General features: G+C 68.3%; 27 protein-coding genes. 7 read left to right on the top strand and 20 right to left on the bottom strand.

Translation table 11 applies throughout. The features are described from left to right. Window positions 1–46: 46 nt before the first annotated feature. From A5724_RS13345 to A5724_RS13315, 7 genes are all read right to left on the bottom strand, one after another. On the bottom strand, window positions 47–874 hold the full coding sequence (locus tag A5724_RS13345; RefSeq protein ID WP_067802093.1) for a 1-acyl-sn-glycerol-3-phosphate acyltransferase: 828 nt from the start codon (window positions 872–874) through the stop codon (window positions 47–49). Beyond that, window positions 871–1,716: a GNAT family N-acetyltransferase gene (locus tag A5724_RS13340; protein ID WP_067802091.1), complete on the bottom strand. Its 846-nt coding sequence runs from the start codon at window positions 1,714–1,716 to the stop codon at window positions 871–873. The genes A5724_RS13345 and A5724_RS13340 overlap by 4 nt, the downstream gene beginning before the upstream one ends. Before the next feature lie 86 nt (window positions 1,717–1,802). Next, the gene (locus tag A5724_RS13335; RefSeq protein ID WP_067802088.1) at window positions 1,803–2,456 is read right to left on the bottom strand and encodes a nitroreductase; all 654 of its coding nucleotides are present in this window, start codon (window positions 2,454–2,456) and stop codon (window positions 1,803–1,805) included. Further along, complete coding sequence (locus A5724_RS13330; RefSeq protein WP_067802085.1) at window positions 2,453–2,857, bottom strand: cupin domain-containing protein; 405 nt, start codon at window positions 2,855–2,857, stop codon at window positions 2,453–2,455. The genes A5724_RS13335 and A5724_RS13330 overlap by 4 nt, the downstream gene beginning before the upstream one ends. A gap of 28 nt (window positions 2,858–2,885) precedes the next feature. Next, a complete protein-coding gene (locus tag A5724_RS13325; protein ID WP_067802082.1) occupies window positions 2,886–3,206 on the bottom strand; it encodes a hypothetical protein in 321 nt (106 codons plus the stop codon). A gap of 115 nt (window positions 3,207–3,321) precedes the next feature. Next, on the bottom strand, window positions 3,322–4,278 hold the full coding sequence (locus A5724_RS13320; protein WP_067802078.1) for an electron transfer flavoprotein subunit alpha/FixB family protein: 957 nt from the start codon (window positions 4,276–4,278) through the stop codon (window positions 3,322–3,324). A gap of 34 nt (window positions 4,279–4,312) precedes the next feature. Next, entirely contained in the window at window positions 4,313–5,113 is an 801-nt protein-coding gene (locus A5724_RS13315) for an electron transfer flavoprotein subunit beta/FixA family protein (protein WP_067802076.1), read from the bottom strand. A 197-nt stretch (window positions 5,114–5,310) separates the two neighbouring features. Between A5724_RS13315 and A5724_RS13310 the strand changes: the two genes are divergently transcribed. The 5 genes from A5724_RS13310 (at window position 5,311) to A5724_RS13290 (ending at window position 11,162) form a co-directional block, all read left to right on the top strand. Next, entirely contained in the window at window positions 5,311–6,126 is an 816-nt protein-coding gene (locus tag A5724_RS13310; protein WP_067802074.1) for a bifunctional 2-polyprenyl-6-hydroxyphenol methylase/3-demethylubiquinol 3-O-methyltransferase UbiG, read from the top strand. Between the two features lie 113 nt (window positions 6,127–6,239). Continuing rightward, complete coding sequence (locus tag A5724_RS13305) at window positions 6,240–7,736, top strand: glycoside hydrolase family 57 protein (protein WP_067802071.1); 1,497 nt, start codon at window positions 6,240–6,242, stop codon at window positions 7,734–7,736. Window positions 7,737–7,752: 16 nt separating this feature from the next. Then, window positions 7,753–8,994, top strand: a complete 1,242-nt coding sequence (locus A5724_RS13300; RefSeq protein WP_197518645.1) for a glycosyltransferase family 4 protein — start codon at window positions 7,753–7,755, stop codon at window positions 8,992–8,994. A 43-nt stretch (window positions 8,995–9,037) separates the two neighbouring features. Continuing rightward, on the top strand, window positions 9,038–10,405 hold the full coding sequence (locus A5724_RS13295; protein WP_067802065.1) for an MFS transporter: 1,368 nt from the start codon (window positions 9,038–9,040) through the stop codon (window positions 10,403–10,405). After that, window positions 10,398–11,162, top strand: coding sequence for a helix-turn-helix transcriptional regulator (locus tag A5724_RS13290; RefSeq protein WP_067802063.1), 765 nt, complete (start codon window positions 10,398–10,400; stop codon window positions 11,160–11,162). The genes A5724_RS13295 and A5724_RS13290 overlap by 8 nt, the downstream gene beginning before the upstream one ends. Window positions 11,163–11,238: 76 nt before the next feature. On the opposite strand, the gene A5724_RS13285 is transcribed toward A5724_RS13290, so the two are convergent. Continuing rightward, the gene (locus A5724_RS13285) at window positions 11,239–11,976 is read right to left on the bottom strand and encodes an acyltransferase (protein WP_067802061.1); all 738 of its coding nucleotides are present in this window, start codon (window positions 11,974–11,976) and stop codon (window positions 11,239–11,241) included. A gap of 80 nt (window positions 11,977–12,056) precedes the next feature. Here A5724_RS13285 and A5724_RS13280 point away from each other — a divergent pair, with 80 nt between their 5' ends. Then, entirely contained in the window at window positions 12,057–13,340 is a 1,284-nt protein-coding gene (locus A5724_RS13280; protein WP_067802058.1) for a PQQ-binding-like beta-propeller repeat protein, read from the top strand. Window positions 13,341–13,347: 7 nt separating this feature from the next. Here A5724_RS13280 and A5724_RS13275 read toward each other — a convergent pair whose 3' ends face one another. From A5724_RS13275 to A5724_RS34180, 9 genes are all read right to left on the bottom strand, one after another. Further along, window positions 13,348–14,040 (bottom strand): esterase, encoded by a 693-nt coding sequence (locus tag A5724_RS13275; protein WP_067802052.1) that lies wholly within the window; start codon window positions 14,038–14,040, stop codon window positions 13,348–13,350. A 67-nt stretch (window positions 14,041–14,107) separates the two neighbouring features. Continuing rightward, the gene (locus A5724_RS13270) at window positions 14,108–15,328 is read right to left on the bottom strand and encodes a class I SAM-dependent methyltransferase (protein WP_197518644.1); all 1,221 of its coding nucleotides are present in this window, start codon (window positions 15,326–15,328) and stop codon (window positions 14,108–14,110) included. Beyond that, window positions 15,262–16,266 carry a class I SAM-dependent methyltransferase gene (locus tag A5724_RS13265; protein ID WP_067802050.1) on the bottom strand — a complete coding sequence of 335 codons (1,005 nt, stop codon included), beginning with the start codon at window positions 16,264–16,266 and terminating at the stop codon, window positions 15,262–15,264. Before A5724_RS13265 ends, A5724_RS13270 begins: the two co-directional genes overlap by 67 nt. An 11-nt stretch (window positions 16,267–16,277) precedes the next feature. Next, the gene (locus A5724_RS13260; protein WP_067802047.1) at window positions 16,278–16,925 is read right to left on the bottom strand and encodes an enoyl-CoA hydratase; all 648 of its coding nucleotides are present in this window, start codon (window positions 16,923–16,925) and stop codon (window positions 16,278–16,280) included. Then, the gene (locus A5724_RS13255) at window positions 16,925–17,749 is read right to left on the bottom strand and encodes an NUDIX hydrolase (protein WP_067802044.1); all 825 of its coding nucleotides are present in this window, start codon (window positions 17,747–17,749) and stop codon (window positions 16,925–16,927) included. The genes A5724_RS13260 and A5724_RS13255 overlap by 1 nt, the downstream gene beginning before the upstream one ends. Then, a complete protein-coding gene (locus A5724_RS13250) occupies window positions 17,746–18,585 on the bottom strand; it encodes an ABC transporter ATP-binding protein (RefSeq protein WP_369830634.1) in 840 nt (279 codons plus the stop codon). Before A5724_RS13250 ends, A5724_RS13255 begins: the two co-directional genes overlap by 4 nt. Before the next feature lie 102 nt (window positions 18,586–18,687). After that, entirely contained in the window at window positions 18,688–19,317 is a 630-nt protein-coding gene (locus tag A5724_RS13245; protein WP_067802038.1) for a nucleoside/nucleotide kinase family protein, read from the bottom strand. A gap of 14 nt (window positions 19,318–19,331) precedes the next feature. Further along, window positions 19,332–20,075 carry a YitT family protein gene (locus A5724_RS13240; RefSeq protein ID WP_232004815.1) on the bottom strand — a complete coding sequence of 248 codons (744 nt, stop codon included), beginning with the start codon at window positions 20,073–20,075 and terminating at the stop codon, window positions 19,332–19,334. Further along, window positions 20,068–20,220, bottom strand: a complete 153-nt coding sequence (locus A5724_RS34180; protein ID WP_197518643.1) for a hypothetical protein — start codon at window positions 20,218–20,220, stop codon at window positions 20,068–20,070. The genes A5724_RS13240 and A5724_RS34180 overlap by 8 nt, the downstream gene beginning before the upstream one ends. A gap of 63 nt (window positions 20,221–20,283) precedes the next feature. Here A5724_RS34180 and A5724_RS13235 point away from each other — a divergent pair, with 63 nt between their 5' ends. Continuing rightward, window positions 20,284–21,729, top strand: a complete 1,446-nt coding sequence (locus tag A5724_RS13235) for a PLP-dependent aminotransferase family protein (protein ID WP_067802036.1) — start codon at window positions 20,284–20,286, stop codon at window positions 21,727–21,729. Here A5724_RS13235 and A5724_RS13230 read toward each other — a convergent pair. From A5724_RS13230 to A5724_RS13220, 3 genes are all read right to left on the bottom strand, one after another. Continuing rightward, on the bottom strand, window positions 21,726–22,655 hold the full coding sequence (locus A5724_RS13230) for a histone deacetylase family protein (RefSeq protein ID WP_067802028.1): 930 nt from the start codon (window positions 22,653–22,655) through the stop codon (window positions 21,726–21,728). The two genes, A5724_RS13235 and A5724_RS13230, sit on opposite strands and share 4 nt — an antisense overlap. Before the next feature lie 66 nt (window positions 22,656–22,721). Continuing rightward, complete coding sequence (gene serB, locus A5724_RS13225; RefSeq protein ID WP_067802445.1) at window positions 22,722–23,990, bottom strand: phosphoserine phosphatase SerB; 1,269 nt, start codon at window positions 23,988–23,990, stop codon at window positions 22,722–22,724. Between the two features lie 45 nt (window positions 23,991–24,035). Beyond that, window positions 24,036–24,539, bottom strand: a 504-nt coding sequence (locus tag A5724_RS13220; protein ID WP_197518642.1) for a cbb3-type cytochrome c oxidase subunit I, incomplete at its 5' end; no start/stop codon positions are given.

Genomic DNA, 24,539 nt, shown 5'->3' with positions numbered 1-24,539 from the left:
AACCAGACCATGCTACGGCCATCGGCCGGCCTGCCCGAATCGGAGGTCAGGCCACCAGGGCGTGGCCGTGGCCGCGGCGCGAGGCGTCGCCGCGCACCGCCGCTTCGCACCGTGCCGCCAGCTCCCGCCGGCAGGCTCCCGGCAGCTGCAACGACTCGACCTGCACGTGAACGACCGTGCGGCGGGCCCTGACCAGTCGCCGGATCGAGGCCGTCAGCGTGTCGTCGCCGACGTACGCGGCCAGCGTCGACGGGGTGCCGTCGCGATGGGTGTAGCTCAGCCGCAGGGGCTGCACCGGCCTGGCCGCGTCGACGGCGGCCTGGAACATCGCGGGCCGAAACGGGCCGTAGGCCAGGCCGCACCAGGTGGTGCCCTCTGGGAAAGCGACGACGGTGTGGCCGGCGCGGAGCCTGGTCGCGACGGTGCTTACCACGTTCGGCAGCCGTCGCAGGCTGGCCCGATCGATCGGGATGACCTTCATGATGCGGGCCAGCAAGCCGAGAGCGGGCCAGTCGATGAGGTCGGCGCGGGCGACGAAGGATCCCGGCATGACGGCACCGATGGCGAAGATGTCCACCCACGACACGTGTCCGCTGACCACAAGCACGCCGCGCAGGTTGCGAATGGGCCCGCCGGACACCGTGATTCGCATTCCGAGGCAGCGCAGCATCAGCCGGCAGTAGCCCCGCTGCAGGTGTGAGCGGCCGGGCATCGGGACGGCGAGTAGTGGCGATGCGGACAGCAGCAGCACCGCCAGCGTCGCGCGCACCGCGATACGCCACGCCACCACCACCGAATGACCGACCGCGGCGTCGCGGTGCACACAATTGGCGTCGCAGGTCGCCCGCGGCACCCAGGGGTGTTCGGTGATCATGCCGACATCCCGGTCGCGCCGCCCATCGACCGCAGCCGCCGCAAGTAGCGGGTGTCGGCTTTGCGCTTGTCGAGCAACGCCGGGAAGTCGCCGACCCCGAAGTCGGGGTCGTGCGCCGGTTCCCCACAGACCTGCGCGCCGAGCCGCAGGTAGCCGCGCATCAGCGGCGGCACGTCGACCCGGCGCGGCGGGTCGATGTCGTCGAGGCAGCGTCCGCCCACGGTCACCGGGCGGTACGGATGCACGGTGTACTCCGAGGGTGCGGCGTGGCGGCGCCGCACGAAGTCGCGCACCCCGCGGATGCGACTGCCCGGTACCTCGTCGGCGGGACCCGCGACGGGCACGGACACGCAGCCGGTGACGTAGTCGTAGCCGCAGCGGTCCAGATAGGCCAGGATGCCGGCCCACATCAGCAGCACCACGGCGCCGTTGCGGTGATCCTCGCGCACCACGGCCCGGCCCATCTCGACCAGGGACGGCCGCAACGGGTCGAGTCCTTGCACGTCGAATTCCGTCGCGGTGTAGAGGCCGCCTGCGGCGATCGCACCCGCGGGCGGCAGCATCCGGTAGCAGCCGACCAGTTCGCCGGAGTTGTCCTCGCGGACCAGTAGGTGATCGCAGTGCTCGTCGAAGCGGTCCGCATCCCGGCCGTCCTCGGCACCGGCCAACGCGAAACCGGGCTCCGAGGTGAACACATCGTGGCGTAGCCGCTGCGCGGCCTCGATCAGGGCGGGCTCGGTGGACAACAGCAGGGTGTAGCGGGGGGTGTCGGTTGCTCCCCTACCTTCGGTGTGGGCCCAGGTAGGCGGATCTGCGGCGATGAGTACGGAAGCTGTGCTCATACGCTGCACGCTCGCTCAGCCGCCTCTCCGGACGGCATCGCGGCGGTGACGTGTCCGTGAGCGCTTGGTGACGACTTGGCCGTGGGTCAGCGATCCAGGAACACCACGTTCGACTCGACGGGATTGCGCGGGGTGTCGAGGCTGTTGGCCGGGAACGCCGGATCCGGATACCCGATCGACAGGCCGCACAGCACATTCAGCTCCTCGGGGATGCCCAGGTGCTCCCGCAGGATCTCCGGGTACGCCGCGATCGACACCTGCACGCAAGTGCCAAGGCCCCGCTCGGTAAGGGCAAGCACCAGCGTCTGTAGAAACATGCCTACCCCGACAGCGTCGACCTGCCCCAGATCGCGGTGCATGCACACCACGGCGCCCACCGGCGCCCGGAAGAACTCCCAGTTGCGCAACTGGGCCAGTCGCCGGCCGTCCTTGTCGTGACGCGCGATCCCCATCGAACCGTAGACCAACGCCCCGAGTTCCTGACGCAGTGGCAGGTAACTCTCGGGGATGCCCTTCGTCACCGGCAACTCGACGGCGGCGTGCTCGAGAAGCGCCTCGACCAGCCGGTCTCGACGCGGCCCCGAGGCGACGAACACCCGCCACGGCTGCACGTTGGAGTTCGACGGCGCGCGCATCGCCAAAGCGAACGCCTCGTCGAGCAGTTCTCGCGGTACTGGCTTGTCGCGCAGAAACATCCGGATTGACCGGCGTTGCCGCACGACATCGTCGAATTCAGTCATGACCGTGACACCCGCCGGTCCTTGCGCTGTTCGAGTTCGTCGTCGTCGACGACTACGAGCATCGGCACACCCGGCATGCAGACCATCGTGACGAGGAACCGCAGCGGACCATCGGTGCGGTTGTTGGCGTCCGAATAGTGGATGACGTCACCGCCCGGCTCCCAGAACGCCTCGCCGGCCTTGATCACCCGCGGCGCCTCGCCCTCGAGCTCGAAGAGCATCTCGCCCTCGAGCACGTAGCCGAACGACGGGCCGCCGGGGTGGCGATGCGGCGGCGCGCCCGCGCTTCCGGCAGGCCACTCGATGATCACCGTCATCACCTCGGCGTCCTCGGGAATGAAGGGAGGTTTGACGGTTTGGATGGTGGTGATGGCCTTGGCCAACTCATCGGTGTCGAACATTGTTGTCCTCCAGTCGAATTCGATGTGATCAGACGGTGACGAGGCTGTCGCGGCGCAACTGGGCGCCGAAGTAGGTGGCGTCCGCGTCGACCACGACGGGCTCGTCGACGCCCTGCTCGGCGAGCAGCCGCCGGGCCAGGTCGGCGAATGAGATCTCGTGCGGTCCGCCGATGTTGACGACGCTGTCCGCCGGCCCGGCCACCTCGGCGGCGACGTCGTCGACGGCGATCGGCCCGATCAACGCGCCCGACGCGCGAGATGCCGGGACGACCTCTTGTCCGTCGCCCTCGAGAAGGGCGACCACCTTCGAACCGATCAGGCCAGTGGCCCCGATGACTGCGATCCTCATGCGTCCACACTGACGCTCTCGGGGCCGCGTCGAACCCTTGAAAGTCCGTAGTCTTGGCCCCGCATACGCAAAAGCCCCCGAACACTCAACGTGTCCGGGGGCTGTGCGCGGAAAGCTAGCCCTTGCGGGCCTTGATCGCCTCGGTCAGCTGCGGCGCGACCTTGAACAGGTCGCCGACGATGCCGAGGTCGGCGATCTCGAAGATCGGCGCCTCTTCGTCCTTGTTCACAGCGATGATCGTCTTCGACGTCTGCATGCCTGCCCGGTGCTGGATCGCACCGGAGATACCCAGCGCGATGTACAGCTGCGGCGACACGGTCTTACCGGTCTGACCCACCTGGAACTGGCCTGGGTAGTAGCCGGAGTCGACCGCGGCACGCGATGCACCGACGGCCGCACCCAGCGAGTCGGCCAATTCCTCGACCACGCTGAAGTTCTCGGCGCTGCCGACGCCACGACCACCGGACACCACGACGGTGGCCTCGGTGAGCTCCGGGCGGTCGCCTGCGACGGCGGGTTCACGCTTGGTGATCTTCGTCGCATTCTCGGCCTGGGCCGGCACCTCGACGTTGACGACCTCACCGGCGCCCGCGGCGGGCTCGGCCTCGATCGCGCCAGGACGGACGGTGATCACCGGGGTCTCACCGGTGGACTCCGCCTCGACGGTGTACGCGCCACCGAAGATCGAGTGGATGGCCTTACCGCCCTCCTGGACGTCGACCACGTCGGTCAGGATGCCGGAGCCAATACGAGCGGCCAGCCGGCCGCCGATCTCCTTGCCATCGGCGCTGGCCGCCAGCAGCACACCGGCCGGGCTGGCCGACTCCACCAACCCGGCGAGCACGTCCACGTACGGTGTGATCAGGTAGTTCTCGGCGTCGTCGGACTCCGCGACGTAAATCTTCGCCGCGCCCGCCTCCTTCAACGCATCGGTCAGCGCCGCCGCGGTGCCCGGCTTGCCCACCACAACCGCGGAGGGCTCGCCCAGCCTGCGGGCGGCGGTGATCAGTTCGGCGGTGATCTTCTTCACGGCGCCTTCGGCGTGCTCGACGAGCACAAGTACTTCAGCCATGTGTCTGTCTTTCTGGGTCTGGTGAGGGCTATCGCTAGATGATCTTTTGGGCAACCAGGTACTCGGCGACCTTCGTGCCGCCGTCGCCCTCGTCGGTGACCTTCTCGCCCGCCGTCTTCGGCGGCTTCGGGGTCGATGCGGTGACCTTCGAACCGGCGTTGGCGACACCGACCTCGTCGGACTCGACGCCGATCTCGGCCAGCGTCAGCGTCGTCACTTCCTTCTTCTTGGCGGCCATGATGCCCTTGAAGGACGGGAAGCGCGGCTCGTTGATCTTCTCGTTGACCGACACGACCGCAGGCAGCGGCGCCTCGACGGTGAACACGCCGTCGTCGGTCTCACGCTCGCCGGTGACCTTGCCGCCCTCGACGGACACCTTGCGCAGGTGGGTCAGCTGCGGGAGGCCCAAGTACTCGGCGATGATCGCCGGAACCGCACCGCCGACACCGTCGGTCGCCTCGTTGCCCGCGATCACCAACTCGGTGCCCTCGATGGTGCCCAGCGCACGCGCCAGCGCCCAGCCGGTCTGAACCATGTCCGAACCATGCAGGCCGTCGTCGAGCAGGTGCACCGCCTTGTCCGCACCCATCGACAGGGCTTTGCGGATGGCCTCGGTGGCGCGCTCCGGGCCTGCTGTGAGCACTGTCACAGTGGACTCGGTGCCGTTGGCGGCTTCTTTCTCCTTGATCAGCAGCGCCTCTTCGACGGCGCGCTCGTTGATCTCGTCGAGCACAGCGTCGGCCGCATCCCGGTCGAGAGTGAAGTCGCCGTCGGACAGCTTGCGCTCCGACCATGTGTCAGGGACCTGCTTGATCAGGACCACGATGTTCGTCATGACTCTGGTTCGTCCTCCTCGGCAGAGGCCGGGCGACCGGCCTGCTTTACCACGTTTGAAGCAACAGCCACCATGTTACCCGCCGGTAACTTGTAGTGGTTCGCAGGAACACCATAGCTGGTCGAAGTTTGCGTTCTAGCAGCCCGTAGTCGGCGAACCGTTCGCCATCGGGCCGATCCGCGTTAGCCTGCCTTCCAATGAGCGCCTCATTCGTTACCGGTTCGGCGGGCAAGAGCGAAGCGACCGGGGAATCAACGCGGCCGCTTGGGGACAACGGGTTACCCCTTACCGGGGAACGGACGGTCCCAGGGCTGGCGGAGGAGAACTACTGGTTCCGCCGCCACGAGGTGGCCTATGCCCGGCTGGTCGACCGATGCGCCGGCCGCGACGTGCTCGAGGCCGGCTGCGGCGAGGGCTACGGCGCGGATTTGATCGCGCAGAAGGCGCGCCGGGTCATCGGACTGGACTACGACGAGTCGGCCGTCGCGCACGTGCGCGCCCGCTATCCGCGCGTCGAGATGCGGCACGGCAACCTCGCCAAGCTGCCGTTGGAGAACGGCGCGGTCGACGTCGTGGTCAACTTTCAGGTGATCGAACATCTGTGGGATCAGGCGCAATTCGTTGCCGAGTGTCACCGGGTGCTGCGGCCCGGCGGCCTGCTGCTGATGTCGACGCCCAACCGGATCACCTTCTCCCCCGGCCGCGACACTCCGATCAACCCGTTCCACACTCGCGAACTCAACGCCGCAGAGTTGACCGAACTGTTGACGGCGGGCGGCTTTTCGATGGAGTCGATGCTCGGCGTCTTCCACGGTCCCGGCCTGACCGAACTGGACGCCCGGCACGGCGGGTCGATAATCGACGCGCAGATCGCCAGGGCGCTGGCCGACGCGCCATGGCCGGAGGATTTGCTCGCCGACGTCGCCTCGGTGACCATCGACGACTTCGACCTGACGGCCGATCGGAACATCGACGACAGCCTGGACCTGGTCGCAATCGCGGTGCGCCCGTGACGACTTCCGAGCGGGCTCCCCGGTCCGATGTCGCCGGCCCTCCGGCTCCGGGGTCCGATGTCGCCGGCCCTCCGGCTCCGGGGTCCGATGTCGCCGGCCCTCCGGCTCCGGGCTTGTTCACCCTCGTCCTGCACACCCATCTACCGTGGCTGGCGCACCACGGCCGCTGGCCGGTCGGCGAGGAGTGGCTCTACCAGTCGTGGTCGGCGGCCTACCTGCCGTTGATGCGAGTGCTGCGCACGCTCGCCGACGAAGACCGCCGACACCTGGTGACGCTGGGGATGACGCCGGTGGTCACCGCGCAACTCGACGACCCGTACTGCCTGTCCGGCATGCATCACTGGCTCGCGAACTGGCGGTTGCGTGCGTTGGAGGCCATGACGCTGCGTGAACCGTTGCGCACGTTCGGCATTCGCGAGCACGCCGAGGCGGAACGCGAACTCGACGAATTCGCCACGCTGTGGCTGCACGGCGGCAGCCCGCTGCTGCGTTCGCTGATCGACGCCGGCACCATCGAGTTGCTCGGCGGCCCGCTGTCGCACCCGTTCCAGCCGTTGCTGAATCCGCGGTTGCGCGAGTTCGCGTTGCGCGAGGGCCTGGCCGACGCCGGTCAGCGCTTCGCGCACACGCCCAAGGGCATCTGGGCACCGGAGTGCGCGTACGCGCCCGGTATGGAAACCGATTACGCCGCAGCGGGTGTCGACCACTTCATGGTCGACGGGCCGTCGCTGCACGGCGACACCGCGCTGGGCCGCCCGGTCGGCGAATCGGATGTCGTGGCGTTCGGCCGCGACCTGCAGGTCAGCTACCGGGTCTGGTCGCCGAAGTCCGGCTATCCCGGCCACGCCGCGTATCGCGACTTCCACACCTACGACCACGTCACCGGGCTCAAGCCCGCCCGCGTCACCGGCCGCAACGTCCCGTCGGGTGCCAAGGCGCCGTATGACCCCGGCCGGGCCGACCACGCCGTCGACGCACACGTCGCCGACTTCGTCACGTTGGTGCGCGACCGGCTGATCAGCGAATCGGAGCGGATCGGCAGACCCGCGCATGTGGTGGCGGCGTTCGACACCGAACTCTTCGGGCACTGGTGGTACGAGGGCCCGCTCTGGTTGGAGCGGGTGCTGCGCGCATTGCCCGCGGCCGGGGTCCGCGTGGGCACGCTGTCCGACGCCGTCGCCGACGGCTTCGTCGGTGCACCGGTCGAATTGCCCCCCAGCTCTTGGGGTTCCGGTAAGGACTGGCAGGTGTGGTCGGGCGAGCAGGTCGCTGATCTGGTGCAGTTGAACGGTGAGGTCGTCGACACCGCGTTGACCACCGTCGACAAGGCGCTCGGCGAGACCGACACCCCGCCCGCCCGCAATTTCGTCGCCGATCAGATTCTCCGTGAAACGTTGCTGACGGTGTCCAGCGACTGGCCGTTCATGGTGAGCAAGGACTCGGCCGCCGACTACGCCCGCTACCGGGCGCACCTGCACGCGCACGCGACCCGCGAGATTGCCGACGCGTTGGCGTCAGGCCGCAGCGAGCATGCCCGGCGTCTTGCCGACGGCTGGAACCGCGCCGACGGGTTGTTCGGCGCCCTCGACGCCAGGCGGTTACCCCGATGACCCCCGCGAGCCGCGCATGAGAGTTCTGATGGTGTCGTGGGAGTACCCGCCCGTGGTGGTCGGTGGGCTCGGTCGACATGTCCACAATTTGGCGACAGCGCTCGCCGCGGCGGGCCACGAGGTGGTGGTGCTCAGCCGTCGACCCACCGGCACCGACCCGAGCACCCACCCGTCGACCGACGAAATCGCCGAGGGCGTACGGGTTATCGCGGCCGCGCAGGATCCGCACGAGTTCGACTTCGGCACCGACATGATGGCGTGGACGCTGGCCATGGGGCATTCGCTGGTCCGCGCCGGCCTGGTCATCCATGACAGCCGCAAGCGGCCGTGGCGCCCCGACGTCGTACACGCCCACGACTGGCTGGTCGCTCACCCGGCCATCACGCTCGCCGAATACTTCGACGTACCACTGGTTTCCACGATTCACGCGACCGAGGCGGGCAGGCATTCGGGCTGGGTGTCGGGTCCGATCAGCCGCCAGGTGCATGCCGTCGAATCGTGGCTTGTGCACGAATCCGATTCGCTGATCACGTGTTCGGCGTCGATGAGCGACGAGATCACCGAACTCTTCGGTCCGGGATTGGTCGAAACCCGGGTGATCCGCAACGGAATCGATGCCGCGCTGTGGCCGTTCGCGCGTCGCCAACCCCGAAGCGGGCCAGCGCATCTGATGTATCTGGGTCGACTCGAGTACGAGAAGGGCATTCACGACGCGATCGCCGCGCTGCCCCGGATCAGGCGCAGCCACCCCGGCACCACGTTGACCATCGCCGGCGACGGCACGCAGCTGGCCTGGCTGGTAGAGCAGACGCGAAAACACAAGGTGGCCAAGGCGACAACGTTCGTCGGCAGGCTCGACCACGACGGGCTGGTGCAGCTGCTGCACACCGCCGACGCGTGTGTGCTGCCCAGTCACTACGAACCCTTCGGCATCGCCGCGCTGGAGGCCGCCGCCACCGGCATCCCGCTGATCACCTCCAACGTCGGCGGACTCGGCGAGGCGGTGGTCAACGGGCAGACTGGCGTGTCGTTCGCGCCACGGGACGTCGCTGGCCTGGCCAAGGCCGTGCGGGCGGTGCTCGACGATCCAGAAGCCGCGCAGCGCATGGCGATTGCCGCCCGCGAACGGCTCAGCAACGACTTCGACTGGCACACCGTCGCCGACGAAACCGCCCAGGTCTACCTCGCCGCCAAACGCCGTGAACGCGAACCGCACCGGCGACGCATCATCGTCGAGCGTCCGCTGCCCAACCGCTGACAGTTCGACGGGTATCGAATCATTCCGCACCTAGCGTGCGGATATGCACACGACAAGGTTCAACCTCGACAGCGCGTTGACCCTGATCGCCGCCTACCTCGGACTTTTCGTCGGCCTGATCGACGCCAACGCGGTCAACCTCGCTCTGCCCGCCGTCCGCGACGATCTCGGCGGCGGCATCTCCGGAGCGCAGTGGACCGTCGACGCGTACAACGTCACCTTCGCTGCGGTTCTGTTGACCGCCGGATCGCTTGGCGACAAGTTCGGCCGACGCGCGCTGCTGCGGATCGGATTGACGACGTTCATCGCCGCGTCGTTGGTGTGCGCGCTCGCACCGTCTCTGCCGCTGCTGTTGGCGGCCCGCGCCGTCCAGGGCGTCGGCGCGGCGGTGATGCTGCCGCAGGGCCTGGCGATCGCCGCCGCCGCGTTCCCCGACCCCGTCGAACGCGCACGCGCGACCGCGGCATGGGCGATGGCCGCCGCGTTGAGCAGCGCCGTCGGTCCCGTCCTCGGCGGCCTGCTGACCGACAGCCTCGGTTGGCGTTACATCTTCTGGCTGAACGCGCCCGTCGGCGTCGCCGCACTGCTCATGACGTACCGCCACCTACCCGAATCGCGCGATCCGGACGCAGCGCGATTCGACGTCCCCGGACAGACGCTGGCGATGCTCGGTCTCGGCGCGCTGACGATCGTGCTGGTCGAAGGCCGGACGATGACGCCCACGTGGACCGTCGCACTGGCCGTCGTCGCCGTCGCAGGCATCGCCGCGTTCATCGCAAGCCAGCGCCGGGGCGACGACCCGTTGCTGCCGCTGGACCTGTTCCGCAGCAGCAGGCTCGTCGCCGCGCTGATCGCCACGTTCACCATGACCTTCGGCGTCTACGGCCTGCTGTTGGTCAATAGCTTTGCGTTCCAACAACAACGGGGTGCCAGCGCGTTGGCGACCTCGTTGTGGTTCGTGCCGCTTCCGGTCGCCTACCTGGTGTTCATACCGGCCGTCAACGCGCTTGCGCACCGCATCGGGCCGCGATTGCCGATCGCAGGCGGGCTGGCCTGCATGGCGTCGGGGTTGGCGGTGTACGCCGCGGTGGGGCCGCACGCCGACGTGTGGCTGATCGAACTGTCGTTCGTGCTGGCCGGCGTGGGCCTGGCGCTGACCACCGGCCCTGCGGTCGGGCTGGCGATGGCGGCGGTGCCGCTGCAGCGGACCGGGCTGGCCTCCGGCGTGGTGAACCTCGCGCGCCTGGTGGGTATCACTGTCGGTGTCGCGGTGTTGGGTAGCGCCATGGCGGCCGTCGGCGCGCAGGCAGCGGTCGCGATCGGCGGCGCGGTGCAGCTGATCGGAGCCGCGGTGGCGCTGCGCTGGGCGCGGGCCGAAACACCGACACAGAAGGAGTTCAGCCATGCGTGAGGCTGCCGAACTTCCCGCCACCGGCGACGCCGACATCGCCGCCGTGGCCTCGCTGCTGGCCGACCCGGCCCGGTGCAAGGTGCTGCTCGCCCTCGACGACGGTCGGGCGCTACCTGCGAGCGTGCTCGCCGACGAGGCGGGCATCAGTAGGCCGACGGCCAGCAGCCATCTCCACAAGCTGACCGTCGCAGGCCTGCTGACCGTGGAGACGCACGGCAGGCACCGCTACTACCGGCTGTCGGGTCCCGACGTCGGCGCGCTGCTCGAGCGACTGGCACGGCTGGCGCCGTCGCGGCCGGTCCGCTCGCTGCGCGACGGCACCCGGGCCGCCCGCCTGCGCGCGGCTCGCACCTGCTACGACCACGTCGCGGGTCGCCTCGGCGTCGCGGTGATGGGCAGTCTGCTGGATCGCGGGGCGCTGATCGGCGGCGACGGGCGCTACCACCCCGACCGTGACGGCCACGACGCGCTGAGCAAGCCCGGCCGCGATCTGACGTATGAGCTGACCGATCCCGGCCGGGAGTTCCTCACCGGCATCGGAGTCGAAATCCCAACGGGCAAGCGGCCTCTCGTGCGTTACTGCGTCGACTGGACCGAGCAGCGCCATCACCTGTCCGGCGGCCTCGGCCGCGCGGTGTTCGACCGGTTCCTCGATGCGGGCTGGGTCAAGCGGGTGCCGCGCGGACGCGCGCTCACGGTCACCGACGACGGCCGCACCGCGCTGGCCGACGCGTTCGGCATCGACTGGGACGCCTAGCGTCCGCCGAGCGACCGCGTTTGCACATAGATTCGCGGCGTGTCGCCGTGCAAACACGGTCACTCGGCGACAAGGGTCAGCGAGAGGCCTTCTTGCGTTCGATGTCGGCCAGCGCCGCAGCCAACTCGGCGCGCTCGGCGGCCGACGTCTCCCACGACAGCTTGCGGTTCTTGACCACCTTCGCGGGGGCGCCCACCGCGATCGAGAAGTCCGGGATGTCGCCCTTGACCACCGCGTGCGAACCGAGCACGCAGCCGCGGCCGATCGTGGTGTTGCGCAGGATGGTGACCTTGGTGGCGATCCACGTGTCCGGCCCGATGCGCACCGGGCCTTTGACGATGCCCTGGTCCTTGATCGGCACGTTGATGTCGTCCATCCTGTGGTCGAAGTCGCAGACGTAGACCCAGTCGGCCATCAGCACCGAATCACCCAACTCGATGTCGAGGTAGGTGTTGATGACGTTGTCGCGGCCGAGCACCACCTTGTCGCCGAATCGCAGCGAACCCTCGTGGCAGCGGATCGTGTTCTTGTCGCCGATGTGCACCCACCGGCCGATCTCCATCGTCGACAACTCGGGCGTCGCTTGGATCTCCACGCCCTTGCCGAGGAAGACCATGCCCCTGGTGATGATGTGCGGGTTGGCCAGCTTGAACTTCAGCAGCCGCCAGTAGCGCACCAGATACCACGGCGTGTACGCCTTGTTGGCGATCACCCATTTCAGGGAAGCGATGGTCAGGAACTTGGCCTGACGCGGGTCACGCAACCGGGACCCGCGCCAGCGCTTGTGCAGCGGCGCGCCCCACATCGTCGTCATGGCCGGAAAGCCTACGCGAGCACTCCCGGGTCGAGCGGTTACCCTCACGGGGACTCAACGATAGGTACGGGAAGGATCGAGTGTTCCGGCGATTGATCGTGCTGGCGTCAACGGCGCTGATCACGGGCGTACTGGCCGGTTGCGGGACCACCGATTCCTGGGTCGAAGCGCATGCCGCCGACGGCTGGCCCGCGCAGTTCGGTAACGCCGCCAACAGCAGCTACACGCCGGTCGCCGGCGCCGAGGGGCTGCGCCTGGAATGGCGCCGCTCGGTCAAGGGCACCCTGGGCGCGCAAGTGGCGCTGGGCTCGGGCAGCTACCTGGCCGTCAACGCGCAATCGCCTGCCGGGTGTTCGTTGATGGTGTGGGAGACCGACAACAAGGGCAGGCAGCGCTGGTGCACCCGGCTGTGGCCGGGCGGTGGGATGTCCAGTCCTCTATTGGACGGGTTCGACAACGTTTACGTCGGCCAGCCGGGCGCCATGCTGTCCTTCCCGCCGACGCAGTGGATCCGGTGGCGGCAGCCGGTCATCGGAATGCCCACCACCGCAAGGATTCTCGCGCCAGGCCAGCTGCTGGTGGTGACGCATCTGGGCCAGGTGCTGGTGTTCGACGCGCACAAGGGCGTGGTCGTCGGCACGCTGGACCTGCTGACCGGTCTGGATCCGACCGATTCCTCACGCGGACTGGCCGATTGCCAACCGGCGCGCCGCGGCTGCCCGGTCGCCGCGGCGCCCGCTTTTTCGCTGGACACCGGCATCATCGTCGTCAACCTGTGGGAACCGAACGCCGCGGCGCCCGTGCTGGTCGGCCTTCGCTACCGATCCGGTGATCCGGCGTCGCTGAGCCGCGAATGGTCCAGCGACGCGGTGGGGCAGGGCCCGATCGCCAGCCCGGTGCTGTCCGCCGACGGCAAGACCGTGTACGTCAGCGGCCGCGACCAACACCTGTGGGCGCTCAACGCCGCGGACGGCAAGGCGAAATGGTCTGTGCCGCTTGGCTATCTGGCGCAGACGCCGCCGTCGGTGTCGCCCGACGGGCTGATCATCGCGGGCGGCGGGCCCGGTGCCAAGCTGATCGCGGTCCGCGACAGGGGCGACAAGGGCGAGGTGGTGTGGACGCGCGACGACGTCGCACCGCTGACCACGTCGAGTCGGGCAGGCGGCGCGGTCGCCTACACCGTGGCCAAGGACGGCGACGGCGGCCAGGCGCTCGTGGTCTTCGACCCCGCCGACGGCCGCACCGTGAACACCTATCCCCTGCCCCAGGCAACGGGTTGGCCGGTCGGCGTGTCCGTCAACCACGACCGCCGCGTCGTCACCGCCACCAGCGACGGCCAGGTGTACGGGTTCGTGCCCGCCTAATTCGGCGCTACGCCAGCAGCGACTCGACCGTCGCGCGCGGCACCGACGCCTCGACGGGACCGGCCGACTCCGCGAACAATTCGCCCTGGCCGAAGAAGAACAGCAGCGCGTCGTCGGTCAGCGCGAAGTTCTGGTACTTGGCCGGATCGAGTCCGACGCTGGCGGGAATGCCGTCGATCAGGCCCTGCTGCTTCTGCAGATACTGCTCGACGGCCGGATAGATCACGTTCAGCGGCTTGGCGTCCGGCTTGAACAGCGTGTCGAAGGTGAGCGGCGCCTTCTTGCCGAGGTCCCAGTTGAAGGACTTGTACCAAGTCTGCGGATGCACACCGCCGACGTTCTGCCACATGGTGAACACCACGCTCTGCGTTCCAGCCGTCGGGGAACCCGAGCGGTATCCGGTTCCCTTGGCGTCGAGTTCGTAGGGCAGGTTGTAGGACCCCGGCATCTCCGAGACGTTGACGAAGCCGTCGCGCGCCTGGGTGAGATATGCCGTCAGCGCTTGCTGATCGGGATAGTCGTTGGGAAACGTCATGTCGAGCGTGTAGGTGGCGTTCGACGTGTGCACCGTACAGACGCCGTCAGGCCCCACCGTGCCGTTCATGTCGGCGCAGGCGGTCTGCGCCGCGACCGGCGGGGCGCCGAGCACGGCAGGCAGGACAGCGGCCGCGAGAATCGCGGCCACCCTGAGAATGCGCATCGTCGACGTCCTCGCGAGCCGGCACCGGCTTCGGCACCGGCGCATTGCTACCAGGGTACGTGGCCGCCTACCGGGACGTGCGACAAATGAATGCCGTTGCCCGGCTTGCCGCCCCGGATCCGAGCCGGGCGATGACCACCGACACGGGATGGCTGCCGCGCAGCCGCAGACGCGCCCGCAACGTGTCCGGGTCGACGTCGACGCCCCGCACCAGGATCTCGACGGCGCCGACGTCGCGCGCCGAAAGCGCCTGGCGCAATCGCCGTTCGCTGTACGTCAGTTCCTCGAGTACCTCGAACCCTCGCACGTTGTCGGGCAGTCGATCACCGGACAGGTAGGCGATGTCGGGGTCGAGCTGCCACAGCCCGTACCGGGCGGCGTAGTGCCGCACCAGACCTGCGCGCACCACCGCGCCGTCGGGGTCGACGATCCACCGGCCGACCGCCGCCACCGGGCAGTCGTCGGGGTCGGCGTCGGTGATGGTTTCGCCGGTGTCGAGTATCGTCGCGCGGCGGGTCGCCCCGGCCAGGCCTGCCGACCACAGGCACGCCTCTCGCACACTGCCCGCCAACGAAGTGACCTCGACCTCGCCGCGAAGTCCCAGTCCAGTCAGCGCGTCGAAATCGATTCCGGGCGCGCACTTTACGACCAGGTCACGGTCTCGGTATACGTCGAGCAGCGCGTCGAGGGGCGGCGTGTAGTCGGCGGGGCGCAAGCGGCGTCGTCCGCCGCTGCGCCTGGCCGGGTCGACGATGACGACGGCGTCGCGGGTGACGGGCCGCAACGCGTCGGCGCGGCAGAGGTCGACGCCGGGGACGTTGTGCGCGGCCATCGCCAGTCGGACAGCATCGATATCGCTGCCGACGACATAGGCTGCCGAACCACGGAGTGCGGCAAGCTCGGTGCCGATCGAGCACGTCGCGTCGTGGACGGTCATCCCGGCCAGCCGTTGCGCCCGGTGCACCGCCACCTTTTCCGCGGTGGCCTGCTGCAGCGCCTCGTCGGTGAACAGCCAGCGCGACGGGTCGTCGAACTTGGCGGCCGCCCTGCGTCGCAACAGCGTCGTCTCCACCAGCACCGCGGCGCGGTCGCCGAAACGCTTTCGCGCCGAAGCGATGTCGGCGACCAACGACGCGTCGGAAAACGGCAGAGAACTGACCTCCGCCAGGTCCCGCGCACCGGCGTCGGAATTCAGGTAGCCGACATCGGCGAGGCGAAACGCTACGACGGCTTGACCCCGGTCACCATCACGTTGTAGTACCAGCTCTTCGGCACCACCCGCCGCCACAGATTGTGGTCGATCCAGCTCAAGGTGATCCAGCTGTGGAACGCGAATTTCGCGTAACCCCAACCCAATCGGCCTGGCGGCACCGCGGCCTCGAAGGTGCGCAGCGGCCAGCCCAGCATCGCGGCGGTGAACTCGGTCGTCGCGGTTGACACGTCGACGGCGCCTGCGTTACGGGCCATGCGTTCCAGATCGTCTGGCGAGAACGTGTGCAAGTCGACGATCGCCTCGAGCGCAGCCGCGCGTGAGGACTCGTCGAGTTCGGCCTGCGGCCTACGCCAGCCACCGAGTCCCGGCAGCCGCGTCACGTTGGTCACCGCCCGCCACGTCAGTGTCGACAACGGACGCGCGTAGTTCTCCCCCGCATTCGTCGGCTCACCGGCGAACACGAACCGGCCGCCCGGCTTCAGCACCCGAACCACCTCACGCAGCGACAGTTCGACGTCGGGGATGTGGTGCAGCACCGCATGGCCGACCACCAGATCGAAGGTGTTGTCGTCGTACGGGATGCCTTCGGCGTCGGCGACGCGGCCGTCGATCTTTAGGCCGAGGTTCTCCCCGTTGCGGGTGGCCACCTTCACCATGCCCGGCGACAGATCGGTCACCGAACCACGCCGCGCCACACCTGCCTGGATCAGGTTGAGCAGGAAGAACCCACTGCCGCAGCCCAACTCCAGCGCCCGGTCATACGGCAGCTTGCGCAGTTCTGAGTCCGGCACCGTCGCGTCGAACAGATCGCGGGCGTAATCCACGCAGCGCTTGTCGTAGCTGATCGACCACTTCTCGTCGTAACTCTCCGCCTCCCAGTCGTGATAAAGCACCTGGGCCAGCTTGGAGTCGTGCCGGGCGGCCTCTACCTCTTCCGCCGTGGCGTGCGGGTTCGGCTCCGGAGCCGCTCCGGCGGCGACATCAGAGACGGTGTCGGTTTCCTCAAAGCTCATAACAGGGCAGCCTAAACGTCGAAAGTCGCCTTGGCCGCGGCCAGTGCCTGCGGCGGATGGTCGGAGAACCGCTTCGCCCAGGCCAGCGCAGCGTCGAAGACGCCGTCGGGGGCCACCATCTCGTCGATCAGACCCATCGCCAGGGCCTCCTTGGCGTCGACGAACCGCCCGGTGAACACCAGGTCCTTGGCCTTGCTGTCGCCGGCGGTGCGCGCCAGGCGGGCGGTGCCGCCCTGCGGTACCCGGCCGGTGAGGATCTCCGTCGCACCGAACTTCGCGTTATCGCCCGCCACCCGCCAGTCCGCGGCCAGCGCGAGGCTCAGGCCACCGCCGAGCGCGTAGCCAGTGATCGCGGCGACCGTCGGCTTCGGCACGGCGGCCAGCGCATCGACGGCCTCCCGGCACACCTGCGCGGCGACCTCGGCTTCGTCGGCGCTCAGCGTGCTCAGCTCGGGCAGATCGTCACCGGACGAAAAGATTTCGTGGCCGCCGAACACGATGACCGCGTTGATGTCCTGGCGCTGCCCGAGATCGGCTGTTGCGGAAACGATTTCGCGATACAGCTGACGGGTCAGCGCATTGCCGGGCGGTCGCGACAGCAGAAGTGTCGCGATGCCGGGTTGCGCATCGCTGCTGTGGATGGAGACGAACTCGTTCATCAGGCGTAACCGTCTGGCGCCCGACGGTTGCGGGCGGCGTTGTAGCGGTCGCTGTTGAAGAACTCGATCTCCCAGTTGCCGGTGTCCTTGTTGGCGGCCAGATGCGGTTCTACCGCGACAATCTGACGTTCGACCGCAAGCACCTCGGCGACCGTGCGACCGTTGAGCGAATCCAGTTGCGTCCAGGTCGGCGGCAGCAGAAACGTCTTGCCGTCGGCGAATTCGTCGAGCGCGGCCTGCGGCGTGGTCCAGAACGCGCGGTCGGTTTCGGTGTTGTCGCCGTCTGCCCGCTGCCCCTCCGGCAGCGCGCCGACGAAAAAGTACGTGTCGTAGCGGCGGGTGCGCTCCTCTTTCGGCGTCACCCAATTCGCCCACGGCCGTAGCAGATCCGCGCGCAGCACCAAATTCTCCTTGCGCAGGAAGTCGCCGAACGACAGCGACCTGTCCTCCAGCGCGACGCGCTGCGCGCGGTACACAGACGCGTCGCTCACGATCTGGTCCGGATCGTCGGCGGGCCCGGCGAACAGCACACCCGATTCTTCGAACGTCTCGCGGGCGGCGGCGCAAACCAGCGCCTCGGCCAGATCGGGTTCGACGCCGAACCGCTCGGCCCACCAACCGGGTTCCGGTCCGAACCACGCGATGTCGGCGTTGCGGTCGCGCTCGTCGACGCCACCGCCGGGGAACACCATCACGCCCGCAACGAAGTCCATCGCGGAGTGGCGCCGCATCAGAAAGACTTCAACTCCCCGGGCGATGCCCGGGCCCTGGTCGCGCACCAGCATCACGGTGGCCGCGGGCCGCGGCACCAGCGGGTCTGTCATTCTCTTCTCCTGTGCGCCGCCCTGCCGCGGGTGCGACGCGCGAAGTAGCGCCCGTCGACGACGTCGAGGGCGATCGACTGCCCGAACGCCTTCGACAGGTTCTCCGACGTCAACGTGTCCGGCAGCAGACCGGAATCGACGATCTTGCCCTCCGACAAGATCAGGCAGTGTGAGAACCCGCGCGGGATCTCCTCGACGTGGTGGGTGACCAGCACCAGCGCGGGCGAGTCGGGATCCTCGGCGAGATCTTCGAGTCGGGCAAGCAGTTCCTCGCGCCCGCCGAGGTCGAGGCCCGCCGCGGGCTCGTCCAGCAGCAGCAGTTCGGGATCGGTCATCATCGACCGGGCGATCAGCACCCGCTTGCGCTCCCCCTCGGACAGGGTGCCGTAGCTGCGTTCGGCGAGATGCTCGGCCCCGAGGCTTTCCAGCATGTCGATGGCCTGGTTGTAGTCGACGTCGTCGTACTGCTCGCGCCAGCGGCCCAGCACCGCGTAACCGGCGGAGACGACGAGGTCGCGCACCACCTCACCGTCGGGGATGCGCTGCGACAACGCCGAGCTCGACAGCCCGACCCGCGAGCGCAATTCGGACATGTCGGTGCGGCCGAGTCGCTCGCCGAGCACGAAGGCGGTGCCCGAGGACGGGTGATCCTGGGCGGCCGCGATGCGGAGCAACGACGTCTTGCCTGCGCCGTTCGGCCCGATGACCACCCAGCGCTCGTCGAGTTCGACTGCCCAGGTGATGGGTCCGACCAGTGTCTGGCCGCCACGACGTAGCGAGACTTTGGCGAAGTCGATCAGCAGGTCGGGGTCGGCTGCATCTGCTTCGTCGGCCACGTGCACCATCGTGCCGTATTCAACGGGTGTCGCTAACCGCGGGTCGCTCCCAGGATTTGTCTGCGAGATTGCGCGCTCAGCGCTCTGAAAGCGCACAAACCGCTACATGCCGATGACGCGGTCCGCCCTGCCCGCGGTGGCCTCGACCAGTTCGGCGTTGCGCTGGTCGGTGCGCGCCACCCAATCACGCGCAGCCTCCGGGCTCTTGCCGAATTCGATGTGGCGGGCGATTAGACGCTGCACCCTGCTGGTCTCTTCGCACGCGACGAACCACACGGCATCCATCGCGCGGCGGGCCCGCTCCCAACGCGGCTCGTCCAGCAGCAGATAGTTGCCCTCGGTGATGACCAGCCGCACGGTCGGCAGCACGACCAGCGCGGCCGCCAACGGCTGTTCTAAGGTGCGGTCGAAGCCAGGCACGTACACCGGATCGTCGGTCTCGGTCTTCACCCGCTCCAGCGCGTGCGCATAGCCGGCCGCGTCGAAGGTGTCCGGCGCGCCCTTGCGGTCGCGCGCACCGATCCGGTCCAGTTGGCCGTCGGCGAGGTGGAAGCCGTCCATCGGCACGTGGGCGACCCAGCCGTCGCCCATCTCGGCGCGGACGCGGACGAGCAGCTCGTCCACCAACGTTGACTTTCCCGCGCCGGGGCTGCCCGCGATGCCGAGGATCGCGCGCGCCGGTGCAGACGCCAGCGCGATCGCGTCGCGAGCCAGCAGATCGGCCGTCTCCACTCGCTGAGTCTGCGTCACGAGTCGTGTAGTCGCCGCGCGGCGCGCGGACCGTCGTCAACCTGCGCAGCGCGGGCGTGGATGCCCGACCGCTCCCGTTGGCAACCCGCAAGCTGCAGATCGTCGACCCGCAGTTCGCCCGACGCCTCGGCGATGGAACCCCACCCGCTCACCGCCAACACCCTCCCCGGCGTGATGCGCAGGAACAGTTGCACCAGCGGGCCGATCCCGAACGCGTACAACACCGTGCCGACGCCGACGGTCCCGCCGAGCAGCCAGCCGACCGCCAGCACCGTCGCCTCGATCGAGGTGCGGACCAGCCGCACCGAAAGACCAGTGCGCACAACCAAACCCGTCATCAGGCCGTCGCGTGGACCGGGGCCGAGCGCCGCGCCGATGTACAACACCGTGCTGAACGCATTGAGCACGACCGCGCCCACCATCATCGCGATGCGCACCGGAAGCGACGTAGGCGTCGGCAGCAGCCACAGTCCGGCGTCAACAGTCACCGAGATGACGATGACGTTGGCGATCGTGCCGATGCCCGGCCGGGTCCGCAGCGGAATCCATGCCAACAGCACGACCACTCCGACCACCGCACATGCCACACCGATGGTCATGCCGGTGTGCCGCGCCAGGCCCTGGTGGAACACGTCCCACGGATCCAGGCCCAGCCCCGACCGGACCATCACCGCCATCGAGAAGCCGTAACCGCACAGCCCGACCAGCAGCGCCGCGCCGCGCAGAGTGGCCTTACGCATGGTGGGGAAAACGAATCCGGATCAGATCCAATTCCTGCCGGACGCGTTCGGCGTCGCGGTCGACGAATTCCGCAGGCAGGGACTCCGCCGGATCAAAAAGCCGGGCCAGCAACCAGCCCAGTCGAGATATCCAATCAGTGCTCATGACCCGATGATCACGACGAACTGGCTTGCTTTTCAATAGCCAGTTAGGGCAGACTGGTCTGCAATGTCGATAGAAATGCACGCAAGAGCGCTCGATGTGGACCTTTTAGCCCGGGAACTGGGCAACTGGCGCACGTCCAGTCAGAGCGGGCCGGCATACCAGGGCCTCGCCGACGGCATCCGAATGCTGATCATCGACGGCCGGCTTCCCGTCGGTGCGCAACTGCCAAGCGAACGCGCGCTCGCCGACTCGCTGCGGGTCTCGCGCACCACCGTTACCGCCGCCTACACACAGTTGCGCGACGACGGCTACCTCAACGCCCGGCGCGGTGCGCGCAGCACCACCGCATTGCCCGTCTCTGCGGGCACGCCGATCTCCCGCGTGGCCCTGCCCGCGGCCAGCCTCGCCGAGGCGTGTCTGGCCGCTCCGGCAAGCGCAATGATGGACGCCTTCGCCGACGCCGCCCGCGAGGTGATGCCGTATCTGCACGACATCGGCGTCGAACTCACCGGGGTTGCACCGCTGCGCGAGGCAATCGCCGAAAGATATTGCGCCAGAGGGTTACCCACCGAGCCAGACGAGATCATGGTGACCACCGGAGCGCTGCACGCCATCGGACTGGTCCTGGCGACCTACACCCAATCCGGCGACCGCGTGCTGGTCGAGCAGCCGACCTATCACGGCGCGCTGTCGGCGATCACGACGTCCGGTGCGCGACCGGTGCCGGTCGCGATCAGCGACGACGGATGGGACCTGGACGCGATTCAAGCCGCGGTCCGTCAACTCGCGCCCAATCTGGCCTATCTCGTCGTCGACAACCACAATCCGACCGGCATGACGATGTCGGAGATCGATCGAAGGCGGCTGGGCAGCATCATCGCCGAAACCCGCACGCGCACAATCATCGACGAGACCATCGCCGACATGTGGTTGGACCGGCCTGCGCCGCCGCCGATGGCGGCCTACATGCCCTCGCGACGTGACCTGCTGATCACCGTCGGGTCGGTGTCGAAGTCGTTCTGGGGCGGCTTACGCGTCGGCTGGCTCCGGGCCGAACGCAGCACGTTGGCGACCATCGCCACCGTCCGACCGTCCGTCGACATGGGCACGCCGATCGTCGAGCAGTTGGCCGCGGCGCGGATGTTCGCCAAGGAAGACGAGTTGCTCGCCGAGCGACGTGAGATTCTGCGCCATCGCCGAGAGTTGTTGAGAAGGCTTCTGCGCGAACATCTTCCGGATTGGACAGCCAACGAGAGTCACGGCGGCATGTCGTTGTGGGTGCGGCTGCCCGCACCCACGAGCTCGGCCTTGTCGGCGGCCGCGTCGCGTCTCGGACTGGTGATACCACCTGGCCCGCGCTTCGGTGTCGACGGCACGTTGGAGCGGTTCATCCGGGTGCCCTACACGCTGCCGGAGGATCAGCTCGCCGAGGCCGTGGAGTTGCTTGCCCGCGCGTGGCACAGCGTGACAGGCACGTCGGCCCCTGGTTCTCGCGCGGTGGTGGTCTAGCCCTTCATGAGTTCGCCGACGTGCGCGCTCACCGAATCCGCAAGGCCGACAAGGTCGTACCCGCCTTCGAGGACCGCGACGACGCGCCCGTCGCAGTTCTTCTCCGCCGACTCCATGATCGCGCGCGTCACCCAGGCGAAATCGTCGGCCGTCATCTGCAGTGAGCCAAGCGGGTCGCGCTCGTGGGCGTCAAAGCCTGCGGACACGATGATCAGTTCCGGGTGAAACGCGTCGAGCGCGGGCAGGATTCGGTCTTCGAAGGCTTCGCGCAGTTCGACGCCACCGTCGCCCGCGGCCAACGGCGAGTTGAAAATGTTGCCCGCACCGGTCTCCGAGGTCGCGCCGGTGCCGGGGAACAGCGGCATCTGATGCGTGGAGGCGTACAGGACGCTCGGGTCGTCGTAGAAGATCTCCTGGGTGCCGTTGCCGTGGTGAACGTCGAAATCGACGATCGCCACCCGCTGCAGGCCATGCTGTCGCTGGGCGTGCCGCGCACCGATGCTGATGTTGTTGAACAGGCAAAACCCCATCGCCCGTTCGGTTTCCGCGTGATGACCCGGCGGCCGGCACGCGACGAACGCATTCTGCGCTTCCCCGCGCAGCACCTTGTCGACGGCTTGCACCGTCGCGCCGACGCCGCGCAGCACGACCTCCCACGTCGACGGCTCCATCATGGTGTCGCCGCCGTCGAGGTACACGTAGCCTGCGTCGGGGCGCGCCGCCTCCAGGCCGTCGACGTACCGGTTGCTGTGCACGTAGCGTGTGGTGTCCAGGTCGGCCAGTTCGGCCTCTTCGCGAACCAGCGGATCGAATTCGGGCCGACCGAGCACCGACTCGACCACCCGGTACCGGTCGGGCCGCTCCGGGTGCCCGTGTGCGGTCTGGTGATTGGCGAAGCACGAATGGTGCAGAAGCAGCGTTGTCATGGCGCTCAGTTCCTCGTCGAATACTGTATGCAGAGCCTAGCGCACCCCGAGACCGCGCCGGTAGGACTACTCGGGAATTTCGACGCGCCGCACCACACCGTCGCGCGAGTCGGCGGCCTCGATCTCGCCGCGGGTGACGCCGAGGATGAACAACACGGTGTCGAGATACGGGTGGCTCAGCGACGCGTCGGCCACCTCCCGCAACGCGGGTTTGGCGTTGAACGCCACCCCCAGCCCCGCCGCAGACAACATGTCGATGTCGTTGGCGCCGTCCCCCACCGCGACCGTCTGTTCCATCGGAACTCCGGCTTGAGCGGCAAAGTCCCTCAGCGCCTTCGCTTTTCCGGCACGGTCAATGACGGGACCGATCACCCGCCCGGTCAGTTTCCCGCCGACGATCTCCAGCTCGTTGGCAGCGACGTAATCCATCTTCAGCTCATGTGCCAGCGGATCGATGACCTGGCGGAAGCCGCCGGAGACGATGCCGCAGTGGTATCCGAGCCTGCGCAGCGTGCGCAGCGTGGTCCGTGCGCCCGGCGTCAGCTCGATCTGGTCGGCGACGTCGTCGAGCACTTCGGCCGGCAGCCCTTCCAGCGTCGCGACCCTGCGGTGCAACGACTCCGCGAAGTCGAGTTCCCCGCGCATGGCGGCCTCGGTGACCGCGGCGACGGCGGCCTCCGCACCGGCGCGGGCGGCCAGCATCTCGATGACCTCACCCTGGATCAGAGTCGAATCGACGTCGAACACGATCAGCCGCTTGGCCCGTCGCGACAGGCTGTAGTCCTCCAGCGCGATGTCGACGCCCTCTTCGACGGCCACCCGCGCCATCGCGGCCTGCAGCTGTTCGTAGACGTCGTTCGGCGGCACCGACACCCGTAGTTCCAAACCCGTTACGGGATAGTCGGATACACCACGGATGAAGTCGATGTTGACGCCGAGCGCGGCCAGTTCGCGCGCCACCACGCCGAACGACTCGGCGGTGATCGGCCTGCCCAGCACGACGATGGTGTGCGTGGACGGCTCGCGCATCACCGGCATGGAATCGCTGCGCTCGATCGTGACGTCCAGACCGACACCGTGGATGGCGTCCTCCACGTCGCGGCGGAGGTCCGCTCCCCCGGCCACGTCGGAGGCACCCACCACGAGCACGCCGAGCGTCAGCCGGCCCCGGATGACGACCTGTTCGACGTTGAGCAGCTCGACCTTGTGGCGGGACAGCACCTCGAACAACGCCGACGTGACACCCGGTTGATCGTGCCCGGTGACGGTGATGAGCAGCGATGAGCGCTCGCGCGGAGTGGGGTTACCACCCGCCCGAAGGGCAGGGGGACCGATGGGTGGTGCCACCTTTCGACCTTTACCCCCGACGACCCGAGAAGGTCAGGTGCGGACGTGCTCGTCGTCGAGCCGCGTCACGTCGCCGTCGTCCGGCCCGTGTGCCCGGCCGACGTGGGCTTCGGCGCGCATCCGGTCCACCATGTGCGGGTAGTGCAGTTCGAACGCCGGACGCTCGGAGCGGATGCGGGGCAGCTCGGTGAAGTTGTGCCGCGGCGGCGGGCAGCTGGTGGCCCACTCCAGTGAGTTGCCGTAACCCCACGGGTCGTCGACCAGAACCGGCTCGCCGTAGCGCCAGCTCTTGAACACGTTCCACACGAACGGAATGGTCGAAACGCCGAGAATGAAGGCGCCGATCGTCGACACGATGTTCAGCGTGGTGAAGCCGTCAGTGGGCAGATAGTCGGCGTAGCGGCGCGGCATGCCCTCATCACCGAGCCAGTGCTGCACCAGGAACGTGGTGTGAAAGCCAATGAACGTCAGCCAGAAGTGCAGCTTGCCCAGCCGCTCGTCGAGCAGGCGACCGGTCATCTTCGGGAACCAGAAGTA

Origin of the sequence: Mycobacterium sp. ACS1612, assembly GCF_001667505.1 — a bacterium.
Lineage (GTDB): Bacteria > Actinomycetota > Actinomycetes > Mycobacteriales > Mycobacteriaceae > Mycobacterium.
Note: the sequence above shows the minus strand (reverse complement) of the source record. Positions and strands in the feature narration are given on the sequence as shown.

What these genes read in the sequence shown, in the direction of transcription:
- A5724_RS13275 (WP_067802052.1), bottom strand. Translation starts at nt 14,040, where the DNA reads ATGCGCATTCTCAGGGTGGCCGCGATTCTCGCGGCCGCTGTCCTGCCT.
- A5724_RS13230 (WP_067802028.1), bottom strand. Translation starts at nt 22,655, where the DNA reads ATGACAACGCTGCTTCTGCACCATTCGTGCTTCGCCAATCACCAGACC.
- A5724_RS13235 (WP_067802036.1), top strand. Translation starts at nt 20,284, where the DNA reads ATGTCGATAGAAATGCACGCAAGAGCGCTCGATGTGGACCTTTTAGCC.
- A5724_RS13260 (WP_067802047.1), bottom strand. Translation starts at nt 16,925, where the DNA reads ATGAACGAGTTCGTCTCCATCCACAGCAGCGATGCGCAACCCGGCATC.
- A5724_RS13265 (WP_067802050.1), bottom strand. Translation starts at nt 16,266, where the DNA reads ATGAGCTTTGAGGAAACCGACACCGTCTCTGATGTCGCCGCCGGAGCG.
- A5724_RS13325 (WP_067802082.1), bottom strand. Translation starts at nt 3,206, where the DNA reads ATGAGGATCGCAGTCATCGGGGCCACTGGCCTGATCGGTTCGAAGGTG.
- A5724_RS13240 (WP_232004815.1), bottom strand. Translation starts at nt 20,075, where the DNA reads ATGCGTAAGGCCACTCTGCGCGGCGCGGCGCTGCTGGTCGGGCTGTGC.
- A5724_RS13335 (WP_067802088.1), bottom strand. Translation starts at nt 2,456, where the DNA reads ATGACTGAATTCGACGATGTCGTGCGGCAACGCCGGTCAATCCGGATG.
- A5724_RS13295 (WP_067802065.1), top strand. Translation starts at nt 9,038, where the DNA reads ATGCACACGACAAGGTTCAACCTCGACAGCGCGTTGACCCTGATCGCC.
- A5724_RS13340 (WP_067802091.1), bottom strand. Translation starts at nt 1,716, where the DNA reads ATGAGCACAGCTTCCGTACTCATCGCCGCAGATCCGCCTACCTGGGCC.
- A5724_RS13310 (WP_067802074.1), top strand. Translation starts at nt 5,311, where the DNA reads ATGAGCGCCTCATTCGTTACCGGTTCGGCGGGCAAGAGCGAAGCGACC.
- A5724_RS13255 (WP_067802044.1), bottom strand. Translation starts at nt 17,749, where the DNA reads ATGACAGACCCGCTGGTGCCGCGGCCCGCGGCCACCGTGATGCTGGTG.
- A5724_RS13300 (WP_197518645.1), top strand. Translation starts at nt 7,753, where the DNA reads ATGAGAGTTCTGATGGTGTCGTGGGAGTACCCGCCCGTGGTGGTCGGT.
- A5724_RS13330 (WP_067802085.1), bottom strand. Translation starts at nt 2,857, where the DNA reads ATGTTCGACACCGATGAGTTGGCCAAGGCCATCACCACCATCCAAACC.
- A5724_RS13285 (WP_067802061.1), bottom strand. Translation starts at nt 11,976, where the DNA reads ATGACGACGATGTGGGGCGCGCCGCTGCACAAGCGCTGGCGCGGGTCC.
- A5724_RS13345 (WP_067802093.1), bottom strand. Translation starts at nt 874, where the DNA reads ATGATCACCGAACACCCCTGGGTGCCGCGGGCGACCTGCGACGCCAAT.
- A5724_RS34180 (WP_197518643.1), bottom strand. Translation starts at nt 20,220, where the DNA reads ATGAGCACTGATTGGATATCTCGACTGGGCTGGTTGCTGGCCCGGCTT.
- A5724_RS13315 (WP_067802076.1), bottom strand. Translation starts at nt 5,113, where the DNA reads ATGACGAACATCGTGGTCCTGATCAAGCAGGTCCCTGACACATGGTCG.
- A5724_RS13320 (WP_067802078.1), bottom strand. Translation starts at nt 4,278, where the DNA reads ATGGCTGAAGTACTTGTGCTCGTCGAGCACGCCGAAGGCGCCGTGAAG.
- A5724_RS13290 (WP_067802063.1), top strand. Translation starts at nt 10,398, where the DNA reads ATGCGTGAGGCTGCCGAACTTCCCGCCACCGGCGACGCCGACATCGCC.